The sequence below is a fragment of the Dyadobacter frigoris genome (assembly GCF_005280585.1).
In the GTDB taxonomy this organism is placed as follows: Bacteria; Bacteroidota; Bacteroidia; order Cytophagales; family Spirosomataceae; genus Dyadobacter; species Dyadobacter frigoris.
Genome location: NZ_SZVO01000003.1, coordinates 469,756 through 490,880 on the forward strand (window position 1 = coordinate 469,756; position 21,125 = coordinate 490,880).

The window sequence follows — 21,125 nt, forward strand, 5'->3', positions numbered from 1 at the left end:
TTATAATTCTACGTTAAGGCTGAATCCAAAATAGCGTAACAAAGGCAGCGCAGTCGATTCCAGACCAAGAGAAGAATTGTTCACGTTAAACGAGGATGCTTCCGGTGCAAACCCTTCGGTGTGGCGTTGCAGATAAAACAAATTCCGTCCGTAAATACCAGCGCGAATTCCTTTAAAAGGCGTTTTTCTGACAATACTTGAAGGTAGCTGATAGTTGAAAGTCATCTCACGGAACATGACGTAACTTGCGTCATTCAGCATTTCTTCCGAAACTACATTGTCTTTATCAGGCGCTACCACGTTCCAGTAATCCTGAGCGCGGACTTGTTTTGTATTTTGCTGTCCGCTGCTGGTATAAGTTCCGTCAGCCGATTTTGTAGCAACAACACCTTTGGCAACGTAAGTACCATCTCTTCCATCCAACGTCATTTTATTGGTACCGTAAATCAGTTCTTCTCTCAAACTCTGAGAATATATTTTACCGCCCTGACTGATATCGACCAAAGCCGATAAAGCAAAACCTTTGTAACGGAAACTATTATTAAATCCGCCAATCCATTTTGGCAGCGCATTACCAATTTCATACAAAAGTTTGGCATTACTTTTCAGCGGTAAACCCGTCACCGGATCAATCAAACGATTTCCCTGATCATCTCTCAACCATTGAAAACCATTTCCGATCATCGTACCAAATGCCTTTCCGGGCTCAGCCACAACGTTAACACCGCGGTCACTTCCAAGCAAATAAGTATCAACACCTTCCGCCAGGGAAATTACTTTGTTACGGTTTCTTGAGAAGTTGAAAGTTGCATCCCAGCTAAAACCGTCATCCGTTTTAATCGGTGTTCCGTTTAAAGTTAATTCCACACCACGGTTACGGATTTGTCCTGCATTGATACGGCGCGAAGCAAATGTGCTTGAAGGTGGCAACGGCACGTCAAGAATCTGGTTTTTGGTACTTGCATTGTAATAAGCAGCGGACAAACCCATTCTGTTTTTGAAGAAACGAGCGTCAACACCAAATTCGGTTGAAGTTGTTAATTCATTTTTCAAATTAGGATCAGGAATGATCGAAGCAAAAGATGCCAATGGTACACCTCCGTGTGCATTTTGTTCCAAAGAATAAGTACCTGTCAATTGGTATGGCGAACCTGAACTACCGGCTTGCGCCCATGAAGCTCTTACTTTTAAAAAGCTTAAAACGTCACTTTGAAGATTTAGCGCATCCGTTAATACCAAACTTCCGCTCACAGCCGGGTAAAAGAATGAATTATTGGCAGGCGATAAAGTGGACGACCAGTCATTTCTTGCTGAGAAATCAAGAAAAGCAAATTCTTTATAACCCAACTGGCCAGAACCATAAACCGAATTGATGGACGATTCCGTTAATCCGAAAATATAAGAATTGGTAAGTGTATTGTTGATCACATAAAGATTCGGCGCGACAAATTCTGTTCCGGTATTACCCGTAGTTCTGGATGAGAATTTCTGGTGATTCGCACCTAAATTCAAAGAAAACGAAAGATCTTTTGAAAGCTGCGGATTTAATGAAAGCAAAACATCGCTGTTGTTTTCACGCACGCGGGAAACTTCTTCTCTGATATCTCCATTTTTGTTCAATGACTGATAGGTTCCCTTTTCACGGTAACGAAGTCTTTCATCTGTATAGAAATCCGTACCGGTCTTCGCCGTTAATCTGATCCAGTCATTGAACTGATAACTCAAACGGATCAAACCAAGAATACGCTGGCGGTCATCTGAATTTCTGGTATGATTTACCGTCCAGTAAGGATTTGCCGTCGAAGAATTCGTAGCATACGTCTTTTCCATACCCACAACAGGCGTGCCTCCGTAGCCAAGCTGGCGGCTCACATCCTGTGCCGTCCATGAAGAATTGGAAAGAATATCCATTGGAATACTACGAGGCTGACTGATAAACAGATAAGCCGGATTGTCGCTTGCATCCGAAACGGTCGGACGGTTTACACCTTTCTGGTCAATGTAATTAACCTTCACATCCATTTCCAGTTTTGACGTCAGTTTAGCCGTTGTCCGAAGGTTGAAATTATTCCGTTTTAATGTATTTCCTGGTGTGTAACCATCAATATTGGTATTTCCATAAGACAAACGATAGCTGATATTATCATTTCCGCCTTCCAGGCTCAGGTTGTTCACAACTTGTCTTTCCTGTTTGAAAAACTTTTGAAAAGTATTTGGCTGAGGTGTAAAATTCAGAACATTTCCCCACTGGTCTTCATACTGCTGACCTTCCATTTTTGCGCCCCAGCTTGCTCTTGTAAAACGGTCGCGACCACCGCTGGCTTTCGGCATTCCTGCAATGCCAGCCGCTTGCGCCGCTGCCCAGGTATATATTTTATCGTCCGTACCTCTGAAATTTGTAAAATTTCCATCATAACCCTGGCCATAAACATTTTGCAGATCAGGTAAAACCAACGCATCACCTAATGAATAATCGATACCATATTTAATACCAATTCCTTTACGGGATTTCCCTGATTTAGTCGTGATCAAAACAACGCCATTACTTCCACGCTGTCCGTAAAGCGCCGCTGCATTTGGCCCTTTCAACACCGACATACTTTCAACATCTTCCGGATTTATGTTTGAAATACCATCACCATAGTCAATTCCACCAGCACTTCCGGGCGAGCTGGGATTGCTGTTATCCATCGGAATCCCATCGATTACATACAATGGCTGGCTATTGCCGACCAAGGAATTGGAACCACGGATCACAACACGGGAAGAACCACCTGCACCATTAGCCGATCGTGTAACCTGTACACCCGCCATTTTCCCGGCCAGAGAATTCGCTAAATTTGCTTCTTTGGCCGTTGAAAGCATCTCACCGCCAATTTCCTGAACCGAATATCCCAATGCTCTTTTATCTCTTTTTATACCAAGCGCGGTAACCACAACTTCCGAAAGATTCTGTGTATCTTCCAGTAATGTCACTTTGATCTCGGACTGCGCACCTGCAATGATTTCCTTTCGCACGTAACCGACAAAAGAAAAAACCAGTGTGGAATTTGCATCGTCAACCGCTATTTCATATTTCCCGTTAACATCCGTTGCGGTTCCGCGTGTTGTTCCTTTTACCAAAACACTCACGCCAATTAATGCCTCACCCTTTGCATCTATCACACTCCCTTTGATTACACTTTCAGCAATCGAAGTTCTGCTATTGACTTTTGGATCATCAATCACAACCCGATTGAAAGAACCTTCTTTTGCATAGAGTTCACTGGTTTTCAGATCAGAAACAATGCCAGAAGTTTCCTTCGCCTTTTTACTTTTCGATGCAAGCAAAACATAGGTACCAGCCTTCACTTTTTTGTATTTCAAACCGGTTGTTTGTAACAACAGATCCAGATTTTGTTCCAGACTTGCACCCGGTTTTATGGTATTGGACGGTACGCTTAGTTCTGTTAACAGTCTTTCCTCAAATAAAATATCGACGGCATAAACATCTTTCAGTTTAAGCAAAGCATCCCGCAATTTCATCGACTGTGCAGGTTTTGTTTCCTGCTGTTTTTGATTTTGGGGAGAATATGCAAATAATTGGGCAAAGGCAAACGTGGGAGAAATACTCACCATAACATAAAGGAACAGCGTCCTTGCCGACGGTAGTTTTAGATTCATCGTAAAGAAATTGGGTTATTACAGTTAAAAAAGATCAACTGGTTTAGGGTTAAAATAAACTTTGTTTTCGCGGTGGGATATATCAATGTCCAGCATTTCTGAAAGTACATCCAAAATTTCATCAACATTCTCAGCTTTAAATGATCCTGTAAGTTCTCTTTCAGCCGTTTGTTTATCTTTTATCTCTACGTCAACACCGTAGATTTCATTCAGTTTTGTGGCTACTTCGCCAAGTTTTGTATGGTCAAAAACCATTCTGTGTTCCTTCCAGACGGATTGAAGTTCCACTTCGGTTTTTGTCAGTTTTTCAAGTTCCATTTTACCATTTTGATAAATCGTAACCTGATCTCCCGGTTTCATTGTCAATGGTTTACTTTCCTGAGCAGACGAAAGCTGGACCTTTCCTTTATTCAAAACAACCCTCGTTCCTTTTTTTCTGGTATAAACAACAAACTCAGTTCCTAAAACCAGAATTTCGCTATCATCCGTCGTGTGCACTATAAATTGCTTGTTATCAACAGTATGTGTTACGTTGAACTCCGCCTCTCCATCCAAAAAAACTTCTCTGCTCGCATTCACAAAATCAAACCTTGGCACTTTTAAGGACGAGTTTGCATTCAAAGTTACCCGGCTGCTATCGTTTAAAATTATCGCTTTTAATTCTCCATTAGCCGTTTTATAATTTTCAAAAAGGATTAAATCTTTTGAAAATATTCCTGTCCCAAGTGCAACAACAGCCGCTGCGGCCCACTTCCAAACATTCAGGTTCAGGTTTTTTTTCTTTGTTTTTATATCAGAAAGATAAAATTCAGTATCGTTCTCTTCAATGTCCGTATCCACTATACGTTGTGAGAATTTTTCAAAGGCGATTTCATTGTCCGGTAAAAACTGGGGACGATTTATTTCCCATTCTTCAAGATATTCAAAATACAATTCAAGGCTTTCAGGACCGCTTAACCATTCTTCAATAAGTTTTTTCTGCAAAGCCGTAGCGTTTCCAGCGAAATAAGTAAAAAGTATATCTTTTGGCAATTCGGATTTCATGTTGATGTAAAACGCTGTTAGTATAATGATGACCAGTTTTTTTACTCTCCCCCTAGCTCAAACTTTTATTATTTTAAATGAGCGGAAGTTCTTTTACCAATTCGGCAAAAAAGCAGATAATATAAACAACCAGTAATTTTGTAATGCTTTTCTTAAAGTGACTAATGCTTTGCTGATATGCGCCTCAACTGCCTTCCCGGAGACATTCAGTTTTTCAGCAATTTCCTTATAACTCTTTCCCTCAAAACGGCTCATCAAAAAGACTTTCTGGCATTGCGGCGGTAGCAGATTTATTGTTTTTTCAATGTGTAAATAGAGCTCATCAAACTCCATAACTCCGTCTGGTTCCAGCGTGGAGGAAGCTTTGTCGTTTTCTTCCAGTTCTTCCGACCTTTCTTTATCAAATTCCCACTTTATATAAGTCAGGCTTTTGTTCCGGACTGAGGTAAAAAGATAAGCTCGAAAAGAAGTGGTGATTTGTTCGTGTAATTTCTTTTTCCAAAAAGTATAAAAAACTTCCGCAACCAGATCTTCTGCAACTTCCCGGTTATAAACAAACCTCACCGCATGGCTGCAAAGCGGACTATAATATTGCCGGAAAAGCAATTCATATCCTTTTACAGAATCCTGTTCAAAAGCTTTACGAATAAAAAATTCTTTATCTGTCTGAATCGAATTTGATATATCCGAATTTATTTCGTCAGGAATAAGTCTTATTTCCTGACTAGCCATTTCATCCGCCTCCAAAGAATTATTAAGCAACAATTTCCTCACATCGCAAAACTTTTAATACCCTTTATATAATTAAGACAAAATATTAAGAAACAACCCTACCTCATACCGGAATAATTTATCATTTATTTTCTAACAAGAATATTCAGGATATTATTCCATTTTATTAAAAATGGCCAAAACCATTTCATTACATCAATTACTGATTTCATCGTCGAATTTTTACCATTCAAACTTTTTTTCTTTCATCATGCAACATTCTTGCTTCACTTTGTATCTATCAAGAGAAAGCCGGATACTTGGTTTCCGTTCATCCAACAAAATAACCTTTTATGTAATCTAAGGTTCTATGCTATACCAAGTACTTATCTTTGCAATGTACCCGATATTCAAGAATACCTGAGTTAATACAATTCTGAATATTTGAAAAATATCGGGCCCATAATATAACTATCTATTAGCCATGAAATTCTTTATTAATCTGACAGTAGCACTGCTGCTTAGCGGTAGCTTTGTGCTTGCTCAAACCACATTGACAAAAGGAAAAGTGTCCGGGGCAATTCTGGATGAGAAATCCCAGCCTTTTCCTTTTGTCAATGTTTTGCTTTTAAAAGCGAAAGACTCGACCTTATCAAAAGGACTTGCAGCTGACGAAAACGGAAAGTTTCTTTTCGATCAGGTCGATACCGGCGAATACATGGCGATGGTGTCCATGGTTGGTTATCAAAAAGCTTACAGCAAAAATTTTTCGGTAAAAGAAAATGCTGTAAACCTTCCCTCTTTTACACTACAACCGGAATCACAATCATTGAATGAAGTGACCGTTGTGGCAAAAAAACCCTTTATAGAGCAGCAAATCGACCGTACGGTAATCAATGTTGAGAACAGCATCGTTTCTGCGGGAGCTACTGCACTGGAAGTTTTGGAACGTTCACCAGGCATAACTGTCGATCAGCAAAACGATAAGCTGCAACTTCGCGGAAAAGATGGTGTCATTGTGCAAATCGATGGCAAACAGACTTACCTGAGTCAGGCTGAGCTTGTAAATCTTTTAAGAAATACGCCAAGTGATAATATTGAGAAAATTGAGCTAATCACCAATCCATCAGCCAAATACGATGCGGCAGGAAACTCGGGAATTATCAATATCAAGTTTAAGAAAAATAAAAATTTCGGAACCAATGGTAACTTTTCAGTTGGTGGCGGTATTGCTACACCGGGTTACGGACGCGGAAATGGTTCGCTGGCATTAAATAACAGAAAAGGGAAAGTTAGCCTTTTTGGAACCGGAAGTGCTTTTCAAGGTGAAGGTTTCAATAACCAAACCATATACCGCGCTATTCCATACGAAGGTAAAACGACGACTTTTAACATGGTTTCAAAAAGTGACTGGAAATCGCAAAACTATAACTACCGTGTTGGAATGGATTATTTCGCTACGGATAAAACAACGATTGGTGTTCTTTTCTCCGGTTTTTACAATGCCTGGAAAAACCCGATCAGAGCGACAAATGCAGAGATATTGAATGATGATCTGAGCCTTCAGCAAACCTATCACACGGACATGAAAGCGAACAATCACATGAATAATATCAGCGCGAATGTTAACCTGAAACATCAATTTAACGACAAAGGCAAAGAATTGACGTTTGATGCAGATTACGTTCAATATGATAGCAAAGGATACAACTTTCTGGACACAAGATATTTTAAACCGGACGGATCTTCAAACGGAAATCCTGACATAGTAAGAAATAATATGCCGGCATTGATCAATATAGGTGTAGCGAAACTGGATTATACGCAACCAATCGGGAAAGGAAAATTCGAAGCCGGATTGAAGTCGAGTTATGTACGATCAAACAATAACATGATTTTCGAAACAAAAACTGATGACTGGGCTCTTGATCCATCGCGTACAAATCAATTCAAATACACTGAAAATATAAATGCAGGTTACGCCAATTACAATGGCCAGTTTAATGCAAAAACTAAATATCAACTTGGCTTGCGTGCTGAATACACCCATGCTGTTGGCAATTCGATAACGCTGAACAGTATCAGAAACCGTAAATATCTGAATGTGTTCCCAAGTGTTTTCTTATCGAGAAATCTTGACAGCAGTAACGTTTTAAATCTGTCATATAGCTACCGGATCGATCGTCCTAATTACCAGTCATTGAATCCATTTGAATATTATCTGGATCCGTATACTTTCCAAAAAGGTAATCCAAACCTTCGTCCGCAGTATACGCATTCGTTTCAGTTGGTGCACGTTTATAAAAGCTTCCTGAACACAACACTGGCTTACAGCCGCGTGAAAGATATGATTGCTGATGAAGTACCCATGTTGGTTCCTGAGAAAAACCAAACCTATGTAACATCAGAAAACCTTGACAATCAGAACTATATAAGTTTAACAATTTCAGCGCCTATTCCAATTACGAAATGGTGGAATGCGCAAACCAACTTATCAGGCGCTTATAATCACTATAAGACCTTTTACCGGAACGCACCGTTTGATATGAAAATTTTCACTTATAACGCTTTTGTCAACAACACTTTTACGCTTTCCAAAACGTGGACAGCAGAACTTTCAGGATGGTTTAATAGTCCGGCGATATACGGTTTGCTATCAGCGAAATCACAAGGCGCTATCAATCTTGGTTTACAAAAATCATTGATGGATAAAAAAGCAACGATCCGTTTTAGCGTTCAGGATCCTTTCTGGACAAACAAATTCAGAGGTACAACGAAGTTTGAAGATATTGATTTAAGAGTAAAAAGCACATGGCCAAGCCGCCAGTTCAGACTTGTTTTCACCTACCGTTTCGGTAATCAAAACGTAAAAACAAGACAACGTAACACAGGTTCTGACGATATTCAGTCACGTGTAAAAAGTTAATCAAAAGAGATAATGACGGTCAGGTTGTGACTTTATTTATAATTAGTTAGGTTAATAATACGGACAATCCATTCTTCATTTGAGGAATGGATTTCTTTTTATAGGCAGCCGGCGATCGGCTGTCAGATTCTAGCTCATTTGGAACAAAAAATTGAGAACCAAACGACAAGCGTCCAATTCTCAATTCTTCATCATTAACAATTAACCATTAACAACTAATTTCCATCATTAACCATTAACAACTAATTTCCATCATTAACCATTAACAACTAACCATTAATACTTAATCCAAGGCTGCAACGCCAGGAAGCACTTTACCTTCCATGTATTCAAGCAATGCACCACCGCCTGTTGAAACGTAGCTTACGCGATCTCCATAACCTGCATTGTTCACAGCAGAAGCCGAATCTCCACCACCAATCAGTGAGAAAGCATCGTTTTCTTCTGTCGCAGCTACTACTGATTCAGCAATGGCATTTGTTCCTGTTGCGAAATTCGGAAATTCGAAAACGCCCATAGGGCCATTCCAAAGAACTGTCTTCGAAGCGGCAATAATGCTTTTAAACAATTCAATTGATTTAGGACCAATATCCAAACCTTCCCAATCATCAGGAATTTCCGCAGTTGGTACAGTCTGGCGATTTGCATCGTTACTGAATTTATCAGCAATAACCGTATCAATCGGCAAAACAAGATTTACACCTTTTTGTTTTGCTTTTTCAAGCAATTCAAGTGTCAAATCCATTTTATCTGCTTCAAGTAAAGATTTCCCGATATTTCCGCCAAGTGCTTTTGTAAAAGTATATGACATTCCGCCTCCGATGATCAGGTTATCAACCTTGTCAAGCAAACGTTCAATAATCAAAATCTTATCAGAAATTTTAGCACCACCCATAATCGCAGTGAAAGGACGCTCTGAATGTTCCAGAAGTCTTTCTGCATTATCAAGCTCAGCCTGCATTACATAACCACAAACTTTGTCTTTGAAAAACTTACCGATAACGGCTGTGGAAGCATGAGCACGGTGAGCCGTTCCGAATGCATCCATAACCCAGACATCTCCAAGTTTTGACAATTTTTCGGCGAAAGCTTCATCCCCTTTTTCTTCTTCTTTGTAAAAACGAAGATTTTCCAACAACAATACTTCACCAGGTTGCAAAGCAGCCGCCATTTCCGTAGCACTTGCTCCGATACAATCGTCAGCAAACTTTACTGTTTTACCTAAAATTAAAGAAAGAGGGTTAACCAGGTGTTTTAGAGAATATTTTTCAGTGGGTCCATCTTTCGGACGTCCAAGATGGGACATCAAAATCACAGATCCTCCTTCACTAAGAATCTTGTTGATGGTGGGTATAGTGGCACGGATCCGGGTATCATCCGTAATCTCAAACTTGTCATTAAGCGGTACGTTAAAATCAACGCGCACCAAGGCCTTTTTGCCGGAAAAATTGTAAGAATCTAATGTTGTCATGGGCTCTAAAAGTTGTTTTCCATAGGAAACAAATGTAAGTCAATTCTTTATAAAATACTACGTTAATGAAAAATGGGAATAATTTGAATTGGTATAGTACAATTTTTACTAATTATTTTTCCAATTAATTTAATTTTAATGCTCAATTTCCATCTTTTTCATAAAAGGTAAAGCAATTGAAGTTCTTACTATAAAACCTGCCGACTAAATATCCCGGTTGTTGAATAATTCTTCTTTTGTCTCGTTATATTTGAATAAAGTTTAGTGGCAAACTGACTGTAACATCTACAATATTCACTGTGCAAATTAACGAGTTTCCAAAGGATCTTCCCCCCAAATATTACCATGATTACTTTGGCTATGTACTGAATTTCGTACGGAAAATGTATGAAACCTTATTGAATGAGAATGAGCTTGAATTCCTGAATTCCTACAATGCGCTTTCGGAAGAAGCCCAATGTCTTTTTATCCGATTCAGTAACCGGAGCAAATCTTTTTTTCGCGTTAATTCACTTTCTTATTCAGAAATCACGGACATTCCAGCGGCTTTGAATGAGCTTCATGACGCACAATTCATTCAGCAGCTTTGTGAACTTCATGAGGACCGCTTCGATGAAGTGATGCACTTGTTTACAAAACCGGAGCATCTGGAATTTACCAAAATTCTGCAACCGGAAATCATGCCTTCTAAATCGATCAAAAAACAGGATCTGATTCGCTGGCTTTTATATGAATATGATTTTAAAATAATCTGTGAGATCATTCTGGAAACCGAACCAGTCGTCAAAGTCGCTTATGAAGCGGAAGTGATGATGATGAAGTTTTTGTTTTTCGGGAATCGTTATGCTGATATGACAGAATTTGTCGTCCGTGATCTGGGTCATGTCCGTTTTCAGTCTTTTGATCAGGAACATCTGTCGGTTCAGTTTGAAACCCGAAAAGATGTAGATGATACGTTGATGATTTCACTCATGAAGGAAACTTTCGATATACTGAAAAACGAATTACCGCCAGAAGAAATCTTCGACTGGTTTATGAACTGGCAGGTTGGTGTTTCCGGAAATCTCAGTCCCAAGTCAGTTCCCTCCTATCATCTATTCGTGCTTCGTGTTGGAGCCTGGCTTGAACGAAAAAAAATGCTATCTCAGGCCTTGACGGCTTATCAGCTAACGAACGATGCGCCTTCACGGGAAAGACGCGTACGGCTTTTGTATAATCTGGGTGAAATTGAAGAAGCATTGGCACTCTGTGAAGAAATTGCCGAAAATCCCCAAAACGCAGATGAACGTTATTTTTCACATGATTTCCATGAGAGGATTGTTAACAAAAAGAAACGTGCGGTAAAACGGACGACGCAGGCTTTGAAAGATGCCAGCAGCATTGACATTCCAATTTCCAACCGATTCCGTGTTGAACGCGGTGCTATTGAATATTATCAGGATTTGGGTGCAGAAGCCGTTTTTAGTGAAAATGAACCTTGGCGGGCGGTATTTGGACTTTTATTCTGGGATATTATTTATGATACCAATGTAAAAGCAATTCACAATCCTTTACAACGCGTTCCATCCGATTTCTTTTTGCCTGATTTTTATTACAAAAGGTCTGAACAGCTTTTGGCCAGAATGAAAGATGCGGATACAAAAGAGGTCATATCCGAAATTGTTGAGAAAACTTTTCATGAAAAATTCGGGACAACCAATGTGCTTGTCAGCTGGTATCCCGGAATGCTTGAAATTGTTTTGAAACTGGTTGCGCTGCTCACACCTGAGCAGATCCATGCAGTACTTTTGGAAATGGCTCAAAACCTCAGAGAAAATACCCGAGGATTTCCGGATTTGCTGGTTTGGGATGAAACTGAATACTCCTTTATTGAAATAAAATCCCCAACCGATCATTTGTCTTCCAGGCAATTGCACTGGCTTCACTTTTTTGCCAATATTGATATAAAAAGCAGAATTGTCAGGGTTAAATGGATTAAGGAAGAAATATAAAAACCAGAAAAAAACCTCTCAAAATTGAAAGGTTCTTTTTCATTTACACCCAAATTCAGATTTACTTTTTCTGATAAGCTCTGTTGAAAACCCCGGCTTTCCCTTTTTTCACAGGAGCAGAATAATTGATTTTATTTTTTCCCTGAGGAATTCCGGCACAGTCACCAGCCACAATGGTTTCAACCGAGGTATAAATTGTTGTAGCCCATTTCGGAATAATAATACCAGAAGTTTCAGTATTCAAATCAAGCTTCGATGCATCGCAATTATCTCTTTTAACGGTTCCTAAAAGATGATATTGAGAAATGGTTTTTGATACTGTATCAATCGGACAAATACAGCCTACACAAGATGTTGGCGATTTGCCATATTTAACTCTTTTGACTTTAACCTTTTTGTAAGCATAAACTTCCAGAAAACATTGTTTGAAACAACGTTCAACAGAATCGATAATTCTGTCTGGTTTTTGAACAGAAAAACCTGTTGTGCTGGCCTCGCTGGTACATGATGCACAAGAAGAAATTTGCTGACTTTGAACAGTCAAATAATATTGACCTTCCACCGGACGGCCCGTTGTTGGATTTAAATACCCTGTCGGCCAGGCCATTTTTGTTTCTTTCTGACAAACAACCTGAGCAATTACATTGTCCATTCCTCCATTCAACTGATGAAGGCGTGCCGTAAAAGCTTCACTTTTGGTACTATCCAAAACACTGCGACTTTTCCAGCTGATTTGGATACTGTCTGCCTTTGTAGAATCCAGTGTACTAAAAACAAGTCCTTTGATTGATTTCCCACCCATCATCAATTCCAGATCAGGTGCTTCACACAACAAAGGCGGCGTAGGATCTTTTCTGAACGGAATATCACGTACAAAATTACGGCGAAAAGCCAAACCTGCTGAGAAGCCGCCGTGTTTTCTTTGGTAACTGTAAATGGTAGCACCCGGAAAAATGTAATTCACTTTTGTACGAAAACCGGTAGCTTCTACACCCCATGACCAAAGTCCTTTTTTACTTGGAAAGAACAGTCCTAATGTTGCTAGAAGACCGGCATGATAACGTTTGTCAGTAGCAGTAACTGAATAAATATTATTTGAAGTAGCCTGATCATAAACAAAAATAGCCGCAGGCGTTGTCCTAAAAAGCCCACCCCGAACAGATGCTTCAATAAAAGGCGATCTTGATTTTTTACCAAAAGCGTAACTCAGAACCGGACCGGCCACGAGATAATGATCTTCGGAAGCGCCTTTTCTGATCACGGCGTTACCTGAACCCGATTCTGCAATAATTTTGTCCAGAAAATCGTCCAGGTCATTTCTTAAAAAGAAAGTCTGCAAACCGGCAATGGCGCCGACACCGAATTTCAACTGTTTGTTTTTCTTAGTGTGAAAAAAATAATCTGCATTTAAATTCGCATGGTAGCCAATTCCATTGAAAAGCGATTTGTCACGATATTTATTCGAATTAAATGTGCTTGACCATTTTCCGCAAAATGCAACGGCAGGCCCTATAAAGCCGCCAACGCGCCAGGGACTTACCCGATGTTCAATTCCTACGGTATCACACCCACCGGCAGGGTTCGGACAACTTGAAGTTTTCATATCCTGCGCGTAAGAAACGGAGAATAGAAAACTGGATAAAATCAGTGGAAAGATTTTAAGTAAAAAATGTTTTCTCATAAACCAATGAATAAAAGTGAGTGATCGTTGTAGAGGTAAAATCTGTTTTGAGCCGGGTTTAAAGACGGCACATTAACATTACAGACGCACAAAAATCACTTTGGTAACAAAGACTTTTATCATTATTTTAATTAATCGAAATACGCTTACAGAAACAAAAAATCCCGATACCGGGATCCATCCGGCAACGGGATTTTCTTATAGAAAACTGATTATCAAGTAATAGAATAAATTCTATTACTTTTTGCTATTAAAAATTCAAATAAAACTATTTGACTAACATCAACTCAGCAAGAACCGGCAAATGATCGGAAGCGTATTTTTCGTCTATCACTTTATGGCTTAGCACTTTGAAGATACCCGATGGTTTTGACATGATAAAGTCAATCGTCTTTTCCGGCTTGTCAACAGGAATGGTGTGCTGACAACTTTCCGCGCAGGTCCTGCTAAAATACTTATCGAAATAATTTATGACCTTACTTCCCGGTTCTGCATTAAAATCTCCGGCCAGAATCATAGGTAATTTTTCTTCCCCAAAATATTTTATAATCGTTTCTGCCTGCAACAGTCTGTTCCTCTCAGTTAAACCAAGATGCGTACTGGCAAAGATAATTTTCTGTTTTGATGGCAGCATCACTGTGATAGCTGCAATTGTTCTCATTTCTTCAACCAGATCCCTGTTAATCGGAAGTGAAAACCGGGCAGAATCTACAATGGGAAATTTAGACAAAACAGCAACACCATAATCGCCGCCCTGATGATCAATCGCTTTGGAAAAATAGAATTTCATACCCGTTAAATCTGCAATTTGTTTTGCTTGGTTTAATCCCTTCCCTGAACGCTCCGTATTGATATCTACCTCTTGTAAAGCTACAAAATCGGGTTTCGCATTATTAATAACTTTCGCAATCGCCTCAACGTCAATTCTTCCACCAGCAGACTCTGGTGGATTGCAGTGATGAATATTATAACTCATAATCCTCAAAGCTCGCTTCGGATCTTCACTTTTAGTCTCTGAAACCCGCGCATTAAATGTAGAAAATGCAATTAAAATACAGTAAAGGGATAGGATCGATTTCATGATTCAGGACGATAATATTACGGTGCTCTGCACCTTTGGTTATACAAAAATATACATTGCTACAAATATTTCGGTACGCCGCACCTTTCTGTTATGTTGAAATATGCTTTGCCACAAATATTATGATACGCTGCACCTTTCGGTTGCGTTGAAATATGCTTTGCCACAAATATTATGATGCGTTGCACCTTTCGGTTGCGTTGAAATATGCTTTGCCACAAATATTATGGAGCACTCCACCGATACATCCTTTGCCATTCATCAAAATGCTGATTTCCGTCCCGGTTTTTTGTTTATTATTACAAAACAAAAAACTGAATCGTAACTATGAAGCTACGCAAACTATTGCTGGGAGCGGCAATAATGGCTGGAATTGGTTTTGCCAATGCCCAAAGTAAGCCCGAAGATGTCAAAACTTTCACGCTGGCTAACGGCATGAAATTCCTGGTACTCGAAGATCATTCCATCCCGAATGCCAATATGTATCTGTTCTGGAAAGTTGGTTCCCGGAATGAAGTGCATGGAATTACCGGCTTGTCCCACTTTTTCGAACACATGATGTTTAACGGTTCAAAAAATTATGGGCCGAAACAATTTGACCGGACTATGGAAGCCAATGGCGGATCGAATAATGCTTACACTTCTGAAAACGTTACCGTATACACCGACTGGTTCCAAAAAGACGCTTTGGAAACTATTTTCAAACTGGAATCTGACCGGATCGCCGATCTGACGATTGATCCGAAAATGGTTGAAAGCGAGCGTGGCGTAGTTTTGTCTGAAAGAAGCACAGGATTGGAGAACAGTAATTACCGTTTACTTAGCGAACTGGTACAATCGGTTGCTTTCCAGGAACATCCCTATATGTTTCCGGTGATAGGATTTGAATCTGATATTAAAGCCTGGACACAATCCGATCTTGAAAATTATTTTAAAACCTATTATTCGCCCAACAATGCAACGGTTGTTGTGGTTGGTGATATTACGGTAGATCAGGTTAAAAAACTGGCTGACCAATATATGGCGCCAATTCCTGCGAGAGGCCTTCCTCCAAAAATCCGTACGGTTGAGCCCGAACAAAATGGCGAGCGACGCGTTACAACCTACAAGGATATTACAACGCCAAATGTCTTGCTTTCTTACCACACACCGCAAACCGGTCACGAAGATTATTATGCATTGGATTTGTTGAGCAGCTTGCTGACATCCGGAAATTCATCCAGATTGGTAAAATCATTGGTGATGGATACAACAATCGCTTCGCAGGTTTTCACTTTTCTGGGCGAAGGTTTTGATCCTAACCTGTTCAATATTTATGCTGTTGCGGGAGATAGTGTATCGGCACCAACGCTTGAAAAATTTATTTTGGCGCAAATTGATCTTATCGTTAAAAGTAGCGTTACCGACAGCGAATTGCAAAAAGTGAAAAACCAGAAACTGATGGAATTTTACAGAAGTATGGAAACCATCAATGGCAAAGCAAACAGTATGGGAACCTATGATGTGTTTTTCGGTGATTACCGTAAAATGTTTGATGCACCCAAATTGTATGAAAAAGTAACCGTAGACGATATTAAACGTGTTGCTGCCAAATATTTTACAGACAGAAACAGAACGGTTGGCTATTTGTTACCGGAAAAGAAAGCTTGATAACCGGCTCAGCATTTGTTTCAAATCTTTTGTAATGATCTAAAAAATTTCAAGATGAAAAATATATTCCTTGTGCTACTCACCCTAACGACTTTGTCGGTTGCCGCACAAAACAATTTTAAAGTCCCGAAATACGAAAAGTTTAAACTAAAAAACGGGCTTACCGTGTATCTGATGGAGCAGCATGAAGTTCCGCTGATCAATGTTTCTGCGGTATTTGACGCGGGTTCCATTAATGACGGCGAACAATATGGCCTGGCCAATTTAACGGCTGACGCTTTGGTTTTCGGCACCCAGAAATACACAAAAGCCCAGATTGAAGAAATAACGGATTATGTCGGCGCAAATTTATCGACCACAGCTGGAAAAGAAGGAGCAAGTATCCGCTCTTCATTTGCTGTAAAAGACCAAGATAAGCTTTTCGATGTTTTGCAGCAAATCATCATTCATCCGGTTTTTGATGCTGTTGAATTTGATAAACATAAACAGCGGACGTTACTGGAATTAACACAAATAAAAGAACGTCCACGTAACGTGATCGGCAATTATTTCAATGCGTTCATGTTCGATAAACATCCTTATGCAACGCCAACCGGTGGTTCCAAATCGACGGTAGAAAAAATCACTAATGACGAGGTAAAGAAATTTTACCAAAATAATTACACAACCGGAAAAGCTGCAATCGCCGTTGTGGGTGATTTCAAAACGGTGGATATGAAGAAAAAAATCACTGCACTTTTTGGCGACTGGAAAACAGCCGAAGCCAGAATGGTTAAACGTGCTGTGCCTGAACTTGCATTTACAAAAAGCCGCGTTTTACTGGTGAATAAAGATGATGCAAGAGAAACTACATTTTTCATTGGTGGAAAAGGAATTCCATACAGTTCGCCAGATTATATTCCGGTTCTGGTTGTAAATACAATTCTGGGAGACCGGTTTACTTCCTGGCTGAATGATGCATTACGCGTTAATTCCGGCCTTACTTATGGCGCCAGCAGCCGGTTTAGCAGGTATAAAATGGCGGGGACTTTTTACATCAGCACTTTTACCAAAAATTCAACAACGGTTCCTGCGGTTGATATGGCTTTGAGTGTATTGGACAGTCTGCATAAAACAGGTATCAGCGAAACGGTTTTAGCGTCTGCAAAATCTTATGTAAAAGGAGATTTCCCACCGGATTATGAATCTGCCGGAGCATTGGCTGGCTTACTTACGGATATGTTTTTGTACAACTTTGACGAAAACTTCATCAATACTTTTCAGGCAAAAGTGGATGGATTAACAACGGCTCAGGCCAAAACGATCATTGAGCAATATTTCCCTAAAGATAATCTGCAATTTATTATGATTGGAAAGGCAGCAGATATCAAAGAGCAGATTAAGAAATACGGAGAGGTTACTGAGAAGCAGATTAAGGTAGACGGATATTGAAAGGACTTCAGCTTTCGGCAGTCGGCTATCAGTTGGTTGCCGGAAATGAGTTTGATATGAATAAATAATCATCGGCTTTCGGTGGTGCGTTCAAGGCTAAAATTTGTCATTGCCATTTTAGCCGATCGCTGAATGCCGAAAGCCGATGTACGAATTATTAGTTTCTGTAATCCAATGCAGGTTTACGATTTCCTACCATGGCGTCGTATTTAAAATTAGCGCCTTTTGCTTTTTCCCAATCCGCATGTGCTTTTTGGATTAAAGCCGGGTCTTTAAATAAATCGATAGCAGTTAACGCAAGTGTTTTTGACGCTACCATCATTCCTTTTTTACCAATTTCAGTACCTCCCGCTGCAACTGCCTGCCAGCTGTGCGCCGGAGTGCCAGGCACCCATGTTGCTGTTGAAAGACCAACCGTCGGCACTGCCCAGCTTACATCACCAACATCCGTCGAACCGCCCATTCCTTCAATTTTTGTTGAAAAAGCAGGTACAGTTTCAGCTTCTGTATATTTTGGTCTGGTCTCTGTTGATGCAGGTAATGTGGCAATAATCTTTTCAGAAAATGCTATTTCCTCCGGTGTATACTTAACACCACCAACAGTTTCCAGATTTTTAAACATAACACGGGAAAGCGACTCAATTGGCAGCAAATCATAAGCACCTCCGGTAACTTCCATTTCTACCCTTGTTCCGGTTCCCATTGCGGCGCCTTTTGAGGCTTCTACAATTCTAGCCCAAACATCCTTTACCACCTCACGGTTGTTATGGCGGGCGTAGTAATAAACCTCTGCAAAGGCAGGAACCACGTTTGGCGCTTCACCTCCGCGTGTAATTACATAGTGAATACGGGTTTCCTGAGGAATATGCTCACGCATCATGTTCACCATATAATCCATTGCTTCCACCCCATCCAAGGCAGAACGTCCGCGTTCCGGTGCTCCTGCTGCATGAGCAGCTACACCGTAAAAACGGAATTTCGCTGAAATATTTGCCAAAGATGATGCAGGATTCGCCGAGTTTCTATCTCCCGGATGCCAGTGTAAAACAACATCTGAATCCTTAAAAACACCTTCTCTTACCATATAGACCTTACCCGAACCGCCTTCCTCAGCCGGGCAGCCCATTAATTTGATAGTACCTGTTTTTCCATTTTGTTTGAGCCAGTCCTTCACTGCAATGGCGGCTGCGGTCGAAGCGGTTCCAAAAAGATGATGCCCACAAGCGTGACCTGCTTTTTGTCCTTCTATTACTTTTCTTTCCGGAACTGCTTCCTGTGCCATACCCGGAAGCGCATCATATTCAGCTAAAATACTGATCACCGGTTTTCCCTTTCCATAGGTTGCAACAAAAGCAGTGGGAATACCTGCAACTCCTTTTTCAAGCGTAAAACCTTCCTTTTCCAGTTCCTCTTCCAGAATTGCAGAGCTTTTGACTTCTTTATATCCAACTTCCGCCAAATCCCAGATTTTTTTCGACACATCGCCATAATGGTCTTTTTTCTTGTCCAGATTCGCAATTACTTCTTTCTGCTCTTTGGTAACCGTCGCCTGGCCGTAAGAACAAACAGCGCTCAGACTTAGTAAAGCCAGAAAACCGAGGTTGATTTTTTTCATAAGTATGGGTTTTAAATCAAAATAAAAAATACTGCATTTTGAGCAGAGTTGAAAAGATAAGCCTTTTAAAATAAGACAGGAAGGCAGCGAACTGCCTTCCTGTTACCTTACTGATCCATTGAGATCAAACATTTTCCCAATTCTTCAATTAAAAATTCGGGTTTACCGTAGCAACGCCAGTTGAAGGATTCAGCACAGATTCATCTGCCGGAACATCCCAGTAATCAAGGAAGTTGTAGTTGATGGTAGCTTTTGTATTAACCACACCCGCTGTTGTAACGATAGTATTGTTGTAACTTCCACCGCCATTTGTGATGTCATAAGTCCATCCCCATCTTCTGTTATCGTAGAATGACAATCCTTTGTAAACCAACGCAACTCTTCTTTCTTTAACAAGTTGCGTAAGCGCTCCAGCCAATGTTAATCCCGTTCCCGCAACAGGAGCAACACCTGCACCAAAGTAAGTTCTCACAGCATCAATATAACCAAGACCTGTTTCGATATTACCTAAGCGAATATTAGCCTCTGCAAGCATAAGTGCATTTTCTTCGTAGCTACCGGCAATGATAACTTCGTACGCGCCTACTGTTTTACTTCCATAAACATAAACTCCGGCTTGTCCTGCACCACCATCAATCTGGTTGTAACGGGTCGTGTATGAGAAGTTATTTTTGTAGGTAGTTGCAGTACTGTAATTATTTGTAAACCTCTTGTCTCCAGCTGTAAAATTCTGAATAAAGCGCTCCTGAACTTTGAAAGTAGAACTTGTATTTACACCCGTTGCCAATGAAGCCGCGGTACCGCCGGTAGCAGTAAACATGACATTATTTGCAGAACTTCTTCCTGTAAATACGATATCACCCTTTTTGATACCGGCAGTAGCCAATGTTAAAACATTAGTCCAGTCAGCAGCAGTCATCGTGGTTGCCGATGATTTTGTGATTTTTGCATCAGGATTTCCGTTAACAAAAGGAGCAAGTTTGTTTACCACGATATTACGCGCCAACATTGTATTGATATTTCTTTTCCAAACATCCTTGCCTGGAATTCCACCATTTCCAACCTGGGTAAATTCAGGGATCAATTGTCCTAGAACCGCCTCGTAATCAGTTTGGCTGGAAATACCGTCAAGCGTAGTAGCTGTCAGTTTGAAATACTCTTCCGATTTGGCAAGGATCGCATCGTGTAATACATAATTACTGTTTGTTGTACCTGCCTCGTCAATGATCAAACCAGCATAATATTGTGAGCCAATGGAAGCATATGCGTATCCTTTCCACCAGTAGCACCATGCTTTTACGGTAGCAATTCTTGAAGCTGCATCACCCGAAAACGGAATTTTATCAACCAGACTGAGAATTGTGTTACATGCATTATTAAGTGCATACATATTTAGCCACTGATAATAGATGGCATTGTTACCAGCACCGGTAGCAGCTCGTGTATTGTAGGTTCTGATCAAACTGATGTTGGGTGAACCATTGGTTACTTTTGTTCCGTCGTCCAGAATGAAATAATTAGCTACACCAATGGTTGCAACCTGGTTGTTGGATGCATCCGCTGAAACGTTGTCAGCCAAAAGCTCGCTATATCCCCAGGGTAAAGAAAAATAGCTGTTTCCAAGCCAGTTATCTCCGTTATAGAAACCGTTGATGTAAACACCTCCCTGAGCAAGAGATATCAAACCGGTTTCGGTATTTACATTGGCATCAATTGTCGGTGCGTTAGGGTTTCCAACGTCCAGTTTGTCTTTGCAGCTAAAACTTCCTAGCATAAGTGTTGCTGCAAAAATCGTTTGAACAAATCTATTTTTATTCCTGATTTTCATTTTTTTAAATTTTAAAGTTTACAAATAGTAGTG

General features: G+C 40.2%; 12 protein-coding genes. 4 read left to right on the plus strand and 8 right to left on the minus strand.

The features are described 5' to 3' along the window. From FDK13_RS09060 to FDK13_RS09070, 3 genes are all read right to left on the minus strand, one after another. Positions 1–3,663, minus strand: coding sequence for a SusC/RagA family TonB-linked outer membrane protein (locus FDK13_RS09060; RefSeq protein WP_229215975.1), 3,663 nt, complete (start codon positions 3,661–3,663; stop codon positions 1–3). A 24-nt stretch (positions 3,664–3,687) separates the two neighbouring features. Continuing rightward, positions 3,688–4,707, minus strand: a complete 1,020-nt coding sequence (locus tag FDK13_RS09065) for a FecR family protein (protein ID WP_137339647.1) — start codon at positions 4,705–4,707, stop codon at positions 3,688–3,690. A gap of 93 nt (positions 4,708–4,800) precedes the next feature. Next, entirely contained in the window at positions 4,801–5,481 is a 681-nt protein-coding gene (locus FDK13_RS09070) for an RNA polymerase sigma-70 factor (RefSeq protein ID WP_229215976.1), read from the minus strand. A gap of 421 nt (positions 5,482–5,902) precedes the next feature. On the opposite strand from FDK13_RS09070, the gene FDK13_RS09075 reads away from it, so the two are divergent. Next, positions 5,903–8,344, plus strand: coding sequence for a TonB-dependent receptor (locus FDK13_RS09075; RefSeq protein WP_137339648.1), 2,442 nt, complete (start codon positions 5,903–5,905; stop codon positions 8,342–8,344). A 283-nt stretch (positions 8,345–8,627) separates the two neighbouring features. Here FDK13_RS09075 and FDK13_RS09080 read toward each other — a convergent pair whose 3' ends face one another. Continuing rightward, positions 8,628–9,815, minus strand: coding sequence for a phosphoglycerate kinase (locus FDK13_RS09080; protein ID WP_137339649.1), 1,188 nt, complete (start codon positions 9,813–9,815; stop codon positions 8,628–8,630). Positions 9,816–10,114: 299 nt separating this feature from the next. Here FDK13_RS09080 and FDK13_RS09085 point away from each other — a divergent pair, with 299 nt between their 5' ends. After that, the gene (locus FDK13_RS09085) at positions 10,115–11,806 is read left to right on the plus strand and encodes a VRR-NUC domain-containing protein (protein ID WP_229215977.1); all 1,692 of its coding nucleotides are present in this window, start codon (positions 10,115–10,117) and stop codon (positions 11,804–11,806) included. 61 nt (positions 11,807–11,867) lie between these two features. On the opposite strand, the gene FDK13_RS09090 is transcribed toward FDK13_RS09085, so the two are convergent. Then, on the minus strand, positions 11,868–13,487 hold the full coding sequence (locus FDK13_RS09090) for a hypothetical protein (RefSeq protein ID WP_137339650.1): 1,620 nt from the start codon (positions 13,485–13,487) through the stop codon (positions 11,868–11,870). A gap of 268 nt (positions 13,488–13,755) precedes the next feature. Continuing rightward, positions 13,756–14,568 (minus strand): endonuclease/exonuclease/phosphatase family protein, encoded by an 813-nt coding sequence (locus tag FDK13_RS09095; protein ID WP_137339651.1) that lies wholly within the window; start codon positions 14,566–14,568, stop codon positions 13,756–13,758. Positions 14,569–14,895: 327 nt separating this feature from the next. Between FDK13_RS09095 and FDK13_RS09100 the strand changes: the two genes are divergently transcribed. Further along, positions 14,896–16,218 (plus strand): M16 family metallopeptidase, encoded by a 1,323-nt coding sequence (locus FDK13_RS09100; protein ID WP_137339652.1) that lies wholly within the window; start codon positions 14,896–14,898, stop codon positions 16,216–16,218. A 54-nt stretch (positions 16,219–16,272) separates the two neighbouring features. Further along, on the plus strand, positions 16,273–17,649 hold the full coding sequence (locus FDK13_RS09105; protein ID WP_137339653.1) for a M16 family metallopeptidase: 1,377 nt from the start codon (positions 16,273–16,275) through the stop codon (positions 17,647–17,649). 157 nt (positions 17,650–17,806) lie between these two features. Here the strand turns inward: FDK13_RS09105 and FDK13_RS09110 are convergent, their stop codons facing one another. Together FDK13_RS09110 and FDK13_RS09115 are read right to left on the minus strand one after the other, a co-directional pair. Continuing rightward, a complete protein-coding gene (locus FDK13_RS09110) occupies positions 17,807–19,264 on the minus strand; it encodes an amidohydrolase (RefSeq protein ID WP_137339654.1) in 1,458 nt (485 codons plus the stop codon). 148 nt (positions 19,265–19,412) lie between these two features. After that, positions 19,413–21,092, minus strand: a complete 1,680-nt coding sequence (locus FDK13_RS09115; protein WP_137339655.1) for a RagB/SusD family nutrient uptake outer membrane protein — start codon at positions 21,090–21,092, stop codon at positions 19,413–19,415. Positions 21,093–21,125 lie beyond the last annotated feature (33 nt).